The sequence below is a fragment of the Nitrospira sp. genome, assembly GCA_016715825.1.
GTDB lineage: Bacteria > Nitrospirota > Nitrospiria > Nitrospirales > Nitrospiraceae > Nitrospira_D.
The window spans coordinates 1,174,965-1,189,179 of record JADJXO010000001.1 but is presented as its reverse complement, the minus strand read 5'-3'; the positions used below and the strand labels follow the sequence as shown (position 1 = coordinate 1,189,179).

The 14,215-nt window shown below is 53.6% G+C and carries 10 protein-coding genes and 1 tRNA gene; 1 reads left to right on the top strand and 10 read right to left on the bottom strand.

Features of this window, described 5'->3' with window-relative positions; translation table 11 throughout:
- Positions 1–134: 134 nt before the first annotated feature.
- The 10 genes from IPM58_05715 to IPM58_05670 form a co-directional block, all read right to left on the bottom strand.
- Positions 135–878, bottom strand: coding sequence for a DUF928 domain-containing protein (locus IPM58_05715; GenBank protein MBK9306583.1), 744 nt, complete (start codon positions 876–878; stop codon positions 135–137).
- A gap of 12 nt (positions 879–890) precedes the next feature.
- A complete protein-coding gene (locus IPM58_05710; GenBank protein MBK9306582.1) occupies positions 891–3,224 on the bottom strand; it encodes a CHAT domain-containing protein in 2,334 nt (777 codons plus the stop codon).
- Positions 3,225–3,238: 14 nt separating this feature from the next.
- The gene (locus tag IPM58_05705) at positions 3,239–5,023 is read right to left on the bottom strand and encodes a ShlB/FhaC/HecB family hemolysin secretion/activation protein (GenBank protein MBK9306581.1); all 1,785 of its coding nucleotides are present in this window, start codon (positions 5,021–5,023) and stop codon (positions 3,239–3,241) included.
- 168 nt (positions 5,024–5,191) lie between these two features.
- On the bottom strand, positions 5,192–6,274 hold the full coding sequence (locus tag IPM58_05700; GenBank protein MBK9306580.1) for a hypothetical protein: 1,083 nt from the start codon (positions 6,272–6,274) through the stop codon (positions 5,192–5,194).
- Between the two features lie 164 nt (positions 6,275–6,438).
- On the bottom strand, positions 6,439–7,617 hold the full coding sequence (locus IPM58_05695; GenBank protein ID MBK9306579.1) for a filamentous hemagglutinin N-terminal domain-containing protein: 1,179 nt from the start codon (positions 7,615–7,617) through the stop codon (positions 6,439–6,441).
- Between the two features lie 307 nt (positions 7,618–7,924).
- On the bottom strand, positions 7,925–8,275 hold the full coding sequence (locus IPM58_05690) for a hypothetical protein (protein ID MBK9306578.1): 351 nt from the start codon (positions 8,273–8,275) through the stop codon (positions 7,925–7,927).
- Between the two features lie 97 nt (positions 8,276–8,372).
- Complete coding sequence (locus IPM58_05685) at positions 8,373–8,681, bottom strand: hypothetical protein (GenBank protein ID MBK9306577.1); 309 nt, start codon at positions 8,679–8,681, stop codon at positions 8,373–8,375.
- Positions 8,678–9,283 (bottom strand): hypothetical protein, encoded by a 606-nt coding sequence (locus IPM58_05680; protein ID MBK9306576.1) that lies wholly within the window; start codon positions 9,281–9,283, stop codon positions 8,678–8,680. Before IPM58_05680 ends, IPM58_05685 begins: the two co-directional genes overlap by 4 nt.
- 919 nt (positions 9,284–10,202) lie before the next feature.
- Positions 10,203–12,929, bottom strand: coding sequence for a filamentous hemagglutinin N-terminal domain-containing protein (locus tag IPM58_05675; protein MBK9306575.1), 2,727 nt, complete (start codon positions 12,927–12,929; stop codon positions 10,203–10,205).
- 361 nt (positions 12,930–13,290) lie between these two features.
- The gene (locus tag IPM58_05670; protein ID MBK9306574.1) at positions 13,291–13,671 is read right to left on the bottom strand and encodes a hypothetical protein; all 381 of its coding nucleotides are present in this window, start codon (positions 13,669–13,671) and stop codon (positions 13,291–13,293) included.
- Positions 13,672–14,107: 436 nt separating this feature from the next.
- Between IPM58_05670 and IPM58_05665 the strand changes: the two genes are divergently transcribed.
- Positions 14,108–14,184, top strand: a tRNA-Arg gene (locus IPM58_05665).
- Positions 14,185–14,215: the final 31 nt, after the last annotated feature.

The following is a 14,215-nucleotide window of genomic DNA, read 5'->3' as shown; positions in this document are numbered from 1 at the left end:
ACAGTGAATCTTGACACGTGATCCTGCTGCGGTGAAAGGCTCGGGAAAGAGGTGAATCAAAACTGATTCGAACTGAATCAAAATAGATACATCTGGTCTGGTCAAATACGAGCTGGTCAAGAAGCTCCGGCCAACTATTGCTCGTTGTTTTGAAGGGATCGTAGATCCCAGTCTGCCACACCGTTGAGGCCGACTTGTCGCAGGAGCGCGGCTCGCAGCCTGCGAAGCGACGGATCAGTTGACTCTTTCTCAATCAGCGAACAGACACACCCCATCGCATCGTACCAGAACCCGATCAGGGCATTCGTCCGAACGCTTTCCCGGTCACACGTGAGGTTCACAGACGTCACCGTGAGGCACTCGTTGAATTCGCATCGCTCGATCATTCCGCCAGCCACGATATCCCTGGAGGGAGAGTCAGGATTGGGGCTGGCCGAGACGAACCAGCGGTATTGCACGTTAGGTTCGAGTATCAGTCCCAACGATTTGAGATCAATAGACTGGACTCCGGCCTTCGTCGGAACGGGAATGGCTCCTTCATACAGTGGAGCAATCTTCTGGGTGTCATTGAGCGTAAACCGCAGCGGATATGTCGTCTGTTTTGAGAGGTACCAGTTCAGTGTCGGTGTTTGCTTCACGGTCAGTCCGACATGGTCTGGAACCAACGCCACGAGCTCCGGTTCATGCCCGTCTGAGCCGCGCAATGTGCCGCCCACTCGCGCCCGGGGCGTCAGCTTCTTCGGCGGCGTGTACACAGGCAGTTGAAGATCGTTCTGCAGAACGGTCGTTGCTGCCGATGGTTGTTCCGCAGAGGCGAAGGGATAGCCTCCCGCTACGGTCATCACTACGCCCATCCCTATCACAGCAAGAGAGTTCACGGTGCGCTCCTTTCACAGCCAGTTGTTCAAGAGCAAAAACGGTGACCAATAGGCCGGATGTTCATAAATCCGGTCGTCCAAGAGTTTCATTTGAGCATACTGGAGCGCGACGGCTTTGGAGAGAGAGGGATTCTGTAGCTGTCGGTAAAATTCTGAGATCAAGGTGGCCGATGCCTCATCGTTGATGAACCAGAGCGTGGCTAGAGCGCTTCTCGCACCGGCTTTCAGGGCCACACCGGCAAGACCGAGTGCCGCGCGATCATCGCCGATACCCGTTTGACAGGCGCTTAAGGTCAGCAGTTCAAGCGGGTCCTCCCGAAACCGAAACAGGCCGACCAAGTGATCGAGTCTCTCCATTGTCAATTTCCCATCGAACGTGAGGAGGAACGAGTCCTCGACATCGGTCGAAAATTTGCCGTGCGTGCCGATATGCAACACGCTATATCCTCCGTCCCGCAATTCTCGTTCCAGCTTTGCCGTCCGAAAGGCATCGTTGAGCAATTGATCCCCTTTATAGAGTTGCTCGATAGAGGCCACCTCATCGGCGACGTAGGGGAGAGGGGGGAAGCCTTGCACGGACTTGGTCAGACCGGCTGTGAGAAACCGTAACGACGAACGGTTGAGGGGACGGGGATCCGTCAGGGTTAAACCGGGTGTCACAGCGAGAGCGAATTTCTTGATTAAGAACGAGGATCCATCATGGAGCGCCGCCAAAGGAATCGTCCGCAACGCGCTATCCGGCACCAACACCAACGTTGTGATCTGATGGCGCGCAAGTTCCGTTTCCAACGGACGAATCAACCACGCATAGAGTTGTTGCGCATGCGGGAGGTACTCACGGGTCGTTCGCTTTTCCACCAGCCGGCGGAATGACCGAATCTCTTGCGTCAGCTGAGCCCCGGTGACCTCGACAGGGATGCGCTGTAACCCGGACGGGAGACTGACAAGCAACTCCAGCCTCGAGGCAAACATGATGGGATAGATCACCGCCGTCTCCGGCGAGAGTTGGTCGAACGTCGTCAGTTTTGCTCGTGCCGCGTCGACACAGTCGTCTTTGAAATAGTCTCGGAGCTCGGCGGTCTTATACGCTTCGATCGCATCACGGGCCGCGAGGAGATAGCCCTGGGCAGCCTGCTCGCCATCGGTAAGGGCCGCCCGTTGAAGCAGGAGATCGGCGAGCTCAAAGAATAAGGGCTTCATACTGTCCTGGCCGGCTATGGGACCTTCTGAAGAGGCCTGTGCGATCTCAACCCGAATCGGTTGAAGCGTGGAGGCGGCTTGCCGGTAGGAGGCGATGGCCTGATCCAACTGACCGGTCGCGGCCAACAGTCGCCCCAATTGCCATTGCCAGCGATAGAGTGATTCCGGTGCATCCACCGACTGGGCGACAAACAGCGCGCGCCTGGTGAGCAGCAACGCTTCGTCCATACGGTATTCGGTTTCATAGAGATGCCCCAGATACCCGAGCGCATAGGACAACGTTCGTTTATCGCCCTGTTCTTCGGCAATAGTAGCGGCTTCTTGGAGCACGCCGGCCGTTCTCAAGGCGAGGGGGTCATGCTCCTGGGGGAGGTGAGATTCCAGTCGCTGGTAGGCCAATGCAATGCCGATCAGTCCTAGTGACGTATTTCTGGATGGGGGAGTCACGGCCTTCAATTGATCGAGTGCTGTGTCGAGAGCGAGACGACTCTCAGTCGGCTGATTCAGCCTCAACAAGGAGCGGGCTGAATTCGTACGGGCTGTGGCAGCCAGGAGGGGAAGATGGGCTTTCTGGGAGTGGGTGATGCTTTCTTGAAACGCATTCAATGCTTCAGCGTCTTTCTGCTGCAGCGCGAATAACACGCCGAGATCGTTCTGCGTGGTCGCCATGAGCGGCGAGGAATTCTGTTCTTTGGCCTGGGCCCATGCTCGCTGCAAGTATTCCGAGGCTTCGTTCGTTCGGCCGAATGTCAGGTAGGTACGTCCCAAATGGCCAAGCACTGTGGCTTCCGGGAGCGGATCGTCACTCTTCTGAGCAAGGGCCAGCGCCAACTCCAGTGATTGGAGTGCCTGCTTCGACTGTCCCAAGCTCATGGACGCCTGAGCGGAGAGGACCAGGGCCTCGACCTGTGCCGGAACGTTTCCGGCAGCCTTGTAGAGATCAGCGGACTCTTTCCAATGAGACAAGGCCTCACCGAAGGCGCCCCGTTGAAACGCGAGTCCCCCCTCTTTCATCGCCCTGCCCGCGGGAGTCGAGGTGTCGTGGGATTCTGATGGTGCCACGGGCACGAGTATGACTGTCGCAAGCAGGACGAAGCGAAGCCCGCAGTGAAAAAGGGAAAGGAGTGATCGAGTGCGTGCTATCATTGAGCCTCTCGCGGTTAGAAGGCTTGGACGACTGCCTGAAGATGAATGCCGTAGTCCTGGAGGTTGCCGGAAGGATGTGTGACGTGATTGAGGGGTACTCCCCAATACAGCTCAAACCGTGCCCGATCTCTCGGCAACACAGCCCACCGGAGCCCTAAGCCGACACTGGCCAACGTCTGGAGATCGGGAGTGTCGCCCTTCGCTTGCCAGGCTCGCCCCACGTCTACGAATTGAGCAAATTGCAGCAGCGGTTCGCCGCTGGCGTACTTGAGCAATGGAAACCGTGATTCAGCGGAAAACACAAACCCGTTGTCTCGGATCAAGGTATTCTCCCGATACCCGCGGACACTGAACCGGCCACCGACGGGAATTTGCTCAAGTGGAAACAGACGGTCGTTGGCGATCTGGAGGTTCATCTGTCCGAGCAGCTGCATGCCCCACCACTCATCGAACCGCCGGACACCTTGGAGTTGTCCCAACCACGAGAAGAAACGCCCATCTGGTTCAGCGCCGGCATTGGTCGTGGCATTCAGAACATCCAACCCCACCGAAAAACGGGAGCGTGCTGCGAACACCCAGGTGGGTGCGCGATGGACATACTCCTGAATAACGCGCAACGCACTCACGGCACTCACCCCGGTATCCGACGAGCCAGGGATGAGGAGCGGGGTTCCCCCGACGCTATCGAGTGCCGACGTGATCTTATTGTGCAGCCGTTCACCCGTGATCGCGACCGCGAATTCGTCAGTGAGGGTGCGATAGACCGGATGTCGAAGCGTGAAGCCGATGATTTCGGACTCGGAATTCAAGTCCAAAAAACGAAACTGATCACTGACGACCGAAAAATCGTTTCGGCGGTAGGAGGCAGTGAACGTCGTGTCATAGCGGTTGATCGGAATTGTATAGGCCACGTCGATGATCGGGTGAACGCCTCGCGAGCCTCCGTACGTGACCGTGAGCGGATCTCCATGGCCGGTCACATTTTGATGGGCGATCGTCATCAGCCCTCGTTCGGCTCCGACGACCGGAGTTTGGTAGTTACTGAACTCCAGCCACATCCTCCAGGGGCTCTGCTCTTTGACTCGAACGTTCAAGAGACTTTCGCCACGCTGGTCTCCGGGGCGCAACTCCGCATTGATCTGGTCAATGCGAGGGTCTTGTTGAAGGAATTGTAATCTCGTTTGGAGTGGTTCCATCCGAAGCGGAGGACCGGCCCCTAAGGCGAGTCGATCGCTGATATACCCCTTGCGAAACCAGTGCGTCCCTTCGACATTGATCTGTGCCAGTGATCCTTCGATGATCTGTAACTGAATCACTCCATCTTTCACGTCTTGATCCGGAATGACGGCACCGGACGTGATATAGCCGTTGTTAACATACAAGAGGGTAAGCGCAAGCCGTAGTCGTTCCAAATCCTCGGTGGTCAAGGTGCGGTTCTCATAGGGTGTGGTCACCGCCGCGATCTCATCATGGGAGAACACGGTATTCCCCGTCACTACGATAGACTTGACGAAGACTTGTATCTGGCCGAGCTGTTGCTGCGCACCGTCCTCTGGTGAGGTCGATGGCACGGGTGGCAGCACCGGACTCGGTGGCGGTGTGGGCGGCGGCCTGAATTCCTTCTTCAAGGGAGAAGGAGGTTCACCGGATCGCAGCGTAGGATCGAAGATAGGAGGCGTTGCGATTTGGGCCAACAACGGTGCAGCAGTCATAGTGGCAGTCATCCCCAGGACGGAGAGGAAGAACACGATCACAAGGCAGCGGTTCCAACGCACCAGACGACGAGCACCTCCTCTCATGAGCGACAGCCTGTTAGCACACGATCAGCAAAGGATCGAACTAAGAAGCCAGCTGGGGTGAGTCGTCGAAGAGACAGCACTCCAGTTCCGTTGATTTGGGTCATCATCAATGATGAATCTCGTGGCTCTCCGCGCCGGACCATCAGGCCAGACGCATGTTCTTCCATGTTATCTCCTGTCCAGTGTTCCATTGCGACTGGGCTGCTGAGCCATCCGCCAGGTTGGGTGGGGAGGGCATCGCGTCCGGCAAGGATAAAGGTGCTTTGCTCGCCACCGGCCAGTGCGACGCAACGGTTTTGGAGGAGCACTTGTGGCGCTGTCGCTTTTGGACTCGAGCTGAGGGATGGTCGCGATCAGATTTGACCTAGCTGTTACCTTCCCGTCTGGACCAAACTCCGATGATGCACTGACGATGCTGTCTGGATCAGCCAAGAATAGTGGAGTAACAAAAGTGATATTTCCCCCGGAACCTGTGACTGCTCGCGCGGTGACGGTACTGTCCTGTAAGAGCACCAGGTTTGGATCGATGAAGATATTCCCGCCGCTGCCTTCTGCACCAATAACGGAGGTACTAATTTCACTGTTAACAAGGCGTACATGATCGACCGCTCTGATATCAATATTGCCGCCGTTTGCCTGCGCTGATTCGGTAGTCGTGGTAATGGAAGAGTCAGTGGTCAAATCTAGCTGCTGGCCAGCGTTGACGAAGACGTTCCCGGCGTCCGCGATCCCCGTGCCTGGGACCTCGGGATCGACAACGCTACTGGCCGTTATTGAAGCACCGCTGGTCAGCGTTACGTGATCCGTTGCATTGATGATGATCGCACCGCCGGTCGCTGTGGAGCTGGTTCCGGTTGTGTCTGCCGATATCTTGCCACCATTCTGGATTGTGACCGATGTAGCCTTCACGGCAATGTTTCCAGCTGGCCCAGTGCCCTGGGTGCTAGTGAAGATGCCGCTTTCAAGTCCATCAATTGTTACTAGGTTACTAAGACCTACATTTCCTTGGATAATGACACCTCCACCAGCACCTGAGCTAGAGCTGGTGGTATCGACGGAGAACTTGCTTCCTCCTAAAAGTTGAATGTCCGTTGCTTTAACGATCAGATCTGCCGCAGGGGCCCTTCCAATCGCAGTTGTTTCAATCTCTGATTTGCCTGTAAGCCTAAGAAGACCTCCTACCTGAATGTCGATGGGGTCTGCCACCTGTGCAGTGTTGTTATCACTGTCGATACGAGCCCCTTGGCCCAACTCGAGATTGTTGGCGGTTATTTTGACACCGCCGATCGTCCCGCTACCCTCAGTTGCGGAAGGAAAGATACGGGAGTTTTCAAGGCGGATGTTACCATTTTGTGCATCTATTTCAATGCTGCCTGTGTTTCGACCACCATCGAAAGCTTGAGTGGTTAACGAACTTATTGGAGAGAGTAATGTTTCCCTTGCTGGCTCCTCAATGTGATATTTCCGGCATCTCTTGAAGCAGAAAATGTCTGGGACTCGACTCGCGAGTTGGAATCAACCACAATATCTCTTGATGCTTGAAGGACTACATTGCCGGCATTCGCTGTGGTGATCGTGTAAGTTCCGAATGTGGCTGAGTTTTTAATTGAAATAGAGGTACCATTGAGCAAGATACCTCCGCTACCTGCGAAGATGTTTGAACCGTCAACGATTAGTTGACCTCCTCTGATGTGAATCGAGCCGCCATCACGGTTGCTAGTATCGATTGTTGACCCTTGAGAGATGTCAATAGTCCCGAGCGTCTTCGGTAATTCGCTATTGATGTTTGGGGCGGAAGCCAGAGTTCCTACCAAGATATCTCCTGGCGAAGCCACGCTGGCTATAAAAACTTGATTGCCCGCTGCTGTATCAGCGGCGTCGGCTAGCATGCTGGATTGAATGGTGATATTTCCGCCAACAAGGGAAAATGTCTGGCCAGGATCGAGGGGTAACGTCGTTTCATTGACCTTAATAGCTGCTGGATTATCTCCGAGAAAACCAAATGCTGCGACCGGAGCGCTACTCAATTGGGGAGTCGCGCTCAGGTCTGCATGGAAGATCCCAGCATTAGACGCATCAGCTCCTGCTAATCGTAGGTAATCCGCGGTCGTAAAAGCTACCGAACCACCTACTTGTAACGTGGCATTTGGCCCAAAGACGATACCCCCTGGATTCATGAGAAAGAAATTCGCCCCGGGATAACTTGTGGTGTCGATGGTGCCAAAGATACCGGAAGAATCTCCTCCGGTTACCCGACTAAGAATGTTGTCGGTGTGAAGAGATGGTGTTGTATTTAAAAACTTCGCGGTATGGCCATCCCCTACGCTGAATTGGTCGAAACTATGAAAAAGATTTGTTCCACTGCCTTGGTCTGTCCTAGTTCCTCCAGTGATCTGGGTCGTTTGACCTTGTGAGATCGTTCTGGTTCCGAGGTCACCGACACCGCTCGTGTGAGTGATAGCCGTGGTGGCTTGGGAAAAAACAGATGAGCCTTCCAATAATGGCCCTCCGAATACCAACAGCAGGATAGGCCCAAGAGTTCTCATACAAATTACTGTTTGAACGCGGATGGCTGCCAAGTGCGCTTTGGTCATTTGTGACTCATTAAATCATTTACGGCAAATGCAAGGGTCGGGATCAGGTTCGCAATTATTGCCATTCCTATTACATGAAGGAGTCTTCCCTCCCTTTGGTAGCTTGTTGTTATCTTGCTCCTCTGACTCGCATTTGGCACCGACCGTCACCTCGATAAAAGGCCTACTACATGCTGGAACGACCATCAGAAACAACAAGGAAAGTATGACCCCAGAACCTGTCCGAAACCACCCAAGTTCTCTCTTCATGATGTTCCCTCTCCTTCGCGCGTGTGGGGGAGCAAATTGCTGCTCCATCGATAAGATGTCAACGTGGGCGATCGTCCACGATCTTGGCCTCGTGAACAAGTCTTAAAAACGCTTCCTTGGCCAGCAATAGCTCTCCCTCCTTGAAGAGGTGATCTGAGAATAGGGGAGCCAATTTAATGTCAGCCCCATCTTCATAGCCAAGAAAATGTCGGTTAAGTGCGGGAACTGAGACAAGCCGAAAGCCTTTCAGTCTGGTTGGGTCGTTGTTTAGTTGTTTCTGTTTAGCTGTGAGGCGAGTAATAAGCTTAGGCAGTCCCCATCGAGTAGGGCGCCAACTTTGTTTCTGGCCAAAATGTTCTGTTCCCTCTACCTGTGTGATCGCAGGCCGTACGGTAATTGAAGACCTCACTTCACTTTTGACCTCGATGGGAAATAGTACGTGATGGGTATCAATCAGGAGAGTGTTAATTTCACGATCAGAAGTAAAACTGCGTAATTCCTTAGGCTTATTTCATATATTGAAATGAGTCTTGGCGTACACTTGCATCATCTGCTCCTTCATTAAATCCAAGTTCTTTGGCATGTTGTATTTTTTCTTTATCCAGTTCAGCGATACCTAGCGGCTTCAGTCGTTCTGCGATAACCCGCAGCCCTGTTGCAGCGGCATCCAGTGGAGCAGGTTGATCTAGAGATTGATTGGTTTTTACTGGATTTTGTTTGGTGACTTCTTGAGTGTGATCCTTACCCGAAAAAGCTGGGCCAGGAGACAATATTGAGATCACGCACATCAAGAATGGGAGGTGATGAGCTTTCATCGGTGACCTTCAGTCATAGGCATAATCTGCACGTAAGTCCGGTTATGTGAAAACCTGGGAAAGGCGTTTGATCGATATGTGGAGCCGCCCACAAACTCCTCGAAGGAGAGATCTTGAAAATCATCTGTGAAGGGGTCATAGGTTGTGACAACTCTCGCAACGTCATCGCTGTCGGTGCTATAGCCTGTGATAACAAGTGTGTGGGATCCACCGCCACTCCAATCGATGACAGAAATAACTGGGCCAACTTTACAAATCTCTGCTTTCAAAGTTTCCCAATCGTCGAATCGACCGTCCACCCACTCATAGCTAAAATGATACTTATTGAGGACCCAGTAGGGCCACCCGCCCTGTACGCACACCGATGGAGCGTCAATGAAATCAGGGGCGACTTGTATTTCACAACAATTGGTTCCACCTAACCCAAGGCTGAGAACATTTCTCACGATGTCGCATTGGAGGGCAGTCGGCTCTGCCTGCGCTTTGTTTTGGTTCTTGTATTCCATCACTGTTCTGGTCGATGCAGCCCAACACCAGGCTACTGTTTGTTGTTTTTCACGATTGATAAATAAAGAACGGTTGGCAGGGCATTCACGTATCAGGCTAGCATCATGGCGTTCCTTGTTGCTTGATCGAAATCGAGGGCTTGTCTTCTGGAAGGGGTGTTTTAGGCTGACGGCTTGTTGCTGATGATTGCATTGCGACGTCCACCTTTATACAGGCCCAGGTAAATCCGAGGCATACGGCGATGGCTAGCCCAAGAATCTTCTGCAAGCTTAATCTCATGTGATTCTCACCATGACTAGCTCAATGAAGGTGCAGTGAAGAAACCAATCAATAGCTGCGAGATAAGAGTCTTGTCTCTTCAGTCCTCTTGAATACGCGTGCTGGTTGCCTGTCTCGCGCAGTAAATCCTTACGGTGACCCCTCTTTTCTCTATTGCCTGCCTCGTCGAAAACTTATAACTAATTGTTTGCCACAGTGCCGTGTAGCTCCAGCTATCTTGCCCGCAATCACCTATCATTCGGCCCTGTAGTATAGATTCCTTTGATTTAAGTCAAGATGTAATATCCTCGCCATGGTTTGCTCTTCTCAGCCGTGATGGGGATAGATGCAGCACCTTCGTCGGTACGTCGTTCTTCTCGCTTGTTCCCAGGCAATCTAGGCCTGCACCGAGTGTGGTGCATTTGAGCAATCTCGGCTTGAGAGTAAGGTATCGGATCCCAGTCTCTTCAAAACTCACGCTGTGATGATCCATACGTGACCTCCTTCCCTCATTACGCAACCCTATGTCCATGTGGCTCTAGCAAGGTATGGGCCAGGTGCGGAGCTCGATCTGATAGATGCTCACATGATGGAGATACGTAGGCCATGAACGGTGTTACAACCGCCTAAGTCGGGCAGGAGCGCTGGGGACGAACGCACGTGAAGGAATGTAGTGAATCGAAAAAGATTCATCCTGAATCTAATTGGATTCAGTTCAGCACATCAGATTTAGAGATTCTGTGGGGCGAGTAACAGTCAGGAGGGGCAGTCTGTGGGGCCAGTGGCAAATGTGTTCACCAGGAAGCCTTGCGGTGTCAGTCCTCGAAGCGAGAGAGTTCCGCCCTTGTTCATGGATGCGAGCAGTGCCGGTGATTGATTCGGCCTGATCCTTCGCACCATCAACCCTGAGGCATGTTCCTCCACATCCTCTCCCGTCCAGTGCTCTATCGCCACCGGGCTACTGAGCCATCCACCAGGGTCGGCGGGGAGTGCATCCCGTCCAGCAAGAATGAAGCTGCTCTGGTCGCTGCTGGTTTTGGCGACACAATGGTTCTGCAACAACACCTGAGGAGGACCGGGCTTGGCCGCGAGTTGTCCGACGGCGCCGCTTAAATTCGAGGTGGGTGATTGAATCGTCACCGTACCACTGGGACCCCGTTCCGATGAAGCACTCACGAGGCTGGCCGAGTCGGCCAAGAATAGGGGCGTGACGAAGGTAATGTTTCCACCGGCACCTCCGACGGCTTTCGCGGTGATCTCGCTCCCTTGCAGGACCACCACCTTGGGATCGATGAAGATGTTCCCACCGCTGCCTTCGGTACCTTTCACGGAGGTGCTGATCGTGCTGTCCACGAACCGAATACGGTCGATGGCTCGGATTGCAATGTTGCCCCCATTCGCCTGTGGCGACTGGGTGGCCGTGGTAATGGAAGACCCGTTAGTCACATCTAACTGCTGACCGGCGTCGAGTGAGATGTTCCCAGCATTACCAGCCGTGGCACCTGTGCTGCTGGCCGATATGACGCCACCGTGGTTTACTGAAATAGACTTCGCAGCCGTCAGGGAAATACTGCCGCCTGAACCTGACCCTTCTGTCTCAGCAAAGATGCCGCTGCCTTTGCCATCGATGAGTATCGAACCTGAAGGTCCTAAAGTATGAATCGTAATATTCCCTCCCGGGCCAGTGGGACTAATGTCTCCGAGTATCTGAAGAAGGGCACCTCGATTGGGCGCCTTGGTACTTCCACTGGAAAGTTGGGCATCATCTGTGACACGGAGTGTGTCGGCTGCGATCTTGAGCTGTCCGCCTGGGCCTGACGCAAACGTCGCGTTGTTGATAATACTCCGTTGAGTGGCAACTATTTCTTTTGCCGTGAGAGTGATGTCTGCGGAGGGAGCATCGCTAAGGGAACTGGCGACGATGAGCGAACCACCCTCCATCGTCAACTTCCCTGAAAGCGTTGCTATGATGCCGTCTGGCTTGAACCTACTTAGACTATCATTAGAAAGTAGGCTGGAATTCGCCATGTATAGATTCTTCGCACTAACCTCGAGGAGCCCTCCCCCCTGACTTGTCGGAGACGACGAGGTAAACAAATTGCCTCCGTCCAGGACGATATCTCCTTCCGGAGCCGACACCGTGACAGCACCTGTCTTTCCACTATCAATCGTCAGAGAAGCCACAGCTGTATTGACGCTATTGGTAATCCGAATGTTCCCATGTGTGCTTGAGAGTTCGACATTGCCCGCATTTCCACCCGACGTGGAGGTTGAGGAAATATTGACCACATCGGTCATTCCCATGTTCCCCGTTGTCCTCAGCGCGATGCTGCCGGCATGGCCGGACCCCTCGGAAAAAGTCGTGATGCTTGTCGCCGACTGATCAGTGATTGTATCGGGATGGCCTAAGAGTGAGATCTGATCAGCTCCCAGGGTGATCGTAGGTCCACTTTCTGATGAAGATGTTCTGCTCACGATTGAACTACCTGGGGCGAGAACGATGGTATCTTGCGGCGAAGTATTGGCTGTGGGGGCTGTGCCGTCGGTAGTGTCAAGAACGGCGTTCTGGATATCCATGACTAATTGTCCGCTACGAATGGAGACCTGCCCATTCCCCGTGTGACGGACGTCCAGGATTGAGCCTGGTTCAAAGTGTGCAGATCCGTACGACCTGAACGACGCACCATTCACGTTGGGAGCTGCCGCAAGACTGTCTAGAAATTCCCCAGGGGATTGGGTAGTGGCTAAATTGATGTGTCCTTGTGGTGCAGAAAGACGAGCGGGTTGAGTGGATCCGTTTCCTAACGGTCCGTTTTGAATGGTGATGTCTCCTCCTACCAATGTGATCGTGTGCCCCTCCAATACATTAAGTTGGCTCCCCCGAACGGTGATAGCGCCGGGAGCTGAACCTAAGAAACCATAGGCGGCAACAGGTGCTGTTGAAAGGAGGGTGTCCGTAGCGACACTTGGGATCGCATTGAATCGTGCGCTATCGGCAAATCGAATGTGGTCCGCTGTCATAAAGGTGACCGAACCGCCCACGCTTAATGTGGCGCTTGGCCCAAAGACGATTCCGGCCGGATTCATGAGAAACAGACTGGCATCTCCAAACCCGGTGGTCTGAATCGTACCGAGGATAGTCGAAGGATTGCCTCCAGTGACGCGGCCAAGCACGTTCGAGGTGGTGAGACCAGAATCATTTAAAAAATTGGCGATCGTGTCATTGGGGATAGTGAAATCCCCGAAGCTGTGAAACAGGTTTGTCCCAGTCCTGGTTCCACCCGTGATGGTATATTGCGTTTCCCCAGCAACCGAGGTCGGATCGCTGATGCGGGTGTTCAACCCAGACGACGTCATCGGGGAGGCTGGTTCTTGAGCAAAACCAGGCGGGATGCCAAACGCTGTGAGGCAGAATCCTACGCAGAGAACCAGTGAAAACAGGAGACAGGTGGTCGTAACAGCCTGCTGTTTTGCCGATCTCATAGACTCGCCTACTCGCTTGGTGTCAGGAATGATCTTGCATACCATAGGTACGGTTACAGATTCCATCTGACCGGCTGTGACATGTAAGGAGTCCTCACAGATCCGACACATTTCCGAAGTGGATTTGAGGCGCAGGTAGTTCACGCGAGCGGGAGGGAAGGACGAGGAGGCTCCCACTGACGGCAGATTAAGAAGAAACTGATGACGATCGGAGATCTCGTCCGAGGCGTGGGAATGTCGCGGCCATTCTTGGCAGACCCCGAGTTCCCACAGGGGTGTTGGTGATTTGCTGCTGCTCTGCAGCGTCCTCACTGCTTTTGTGCAAGCGAGGACGCTGTCGGGTTATCAGCCGATGGTCAGACTATCCCACCGTTGTTTCGGTCTTGTTGCAGAGCGCGAACCGCAAACCGCCCGACTCTCCCTGAGAATCAAGGACTACTTTCTCAAACGCCTCCGTGTAGCCGTCCAGTCCATATTTCTCATCGGAATGTGAGACGGTAAGCATCGCGGCATAGTCCTGTGCAGGACCTGGTCTGGCATTGCGGGTCCGATTATATGAGACAAATTCTGTGATGAGGCCTTTATGGAGATTGTCCTCATCCTGCTCATCGGCCGACACAACGGCCACCCCGTAATCACTCGTTAGATTTAGATCTCTGAATTGTTGCTCCACACTCGGGGCTATGGGGAGGGCCATGTACAATCCCCGATGTTTGAGTGAGTGTGTAGTGACTCTCGCCATGCCTGCTCCCAAAAGTTCACAATGTACTTCAGCCGCAGATTTGAAGTGTCTGCATTTCCACCATGGACAGGGGACACCATTGATATTGCCCATAATAAGACCTCCTTATAGATCAGGACTTCTTTGTTTACCCCCTTGACCCTATTGTCGGGTGACTCAAGCAAGGAGCACGCCACAGGCTCGGCACAGAGTGGCGGTGTCACCACATGAAAAAAATACGTAGACCATTTGCGTGGTTAGCACTTTATCAACCTAGCTGGGTTGCTATGAACGGATTTTGAGGAAGGGAGAGGGTGGTGAATTCAAAGAGATTCACATTGTATCTAAACCGATTCACTGAATGCTGGGGTGCGGCCAGCTTCCACTTGACGCAGACCGCCCACTCGATTCAGACTAGCGCCGCAGCCACGAACGTCGTGATGGTTCAGAAACGCTTGCGCCCGTAGCTCAGTCGGATAGAGCATCAGCCTTCTAAGCTGAGGGTCGCTGGTTCGATTCCAGCCGGGCGCACCATACAGAGCTTGCTCGACCCGGAGCCTATTTC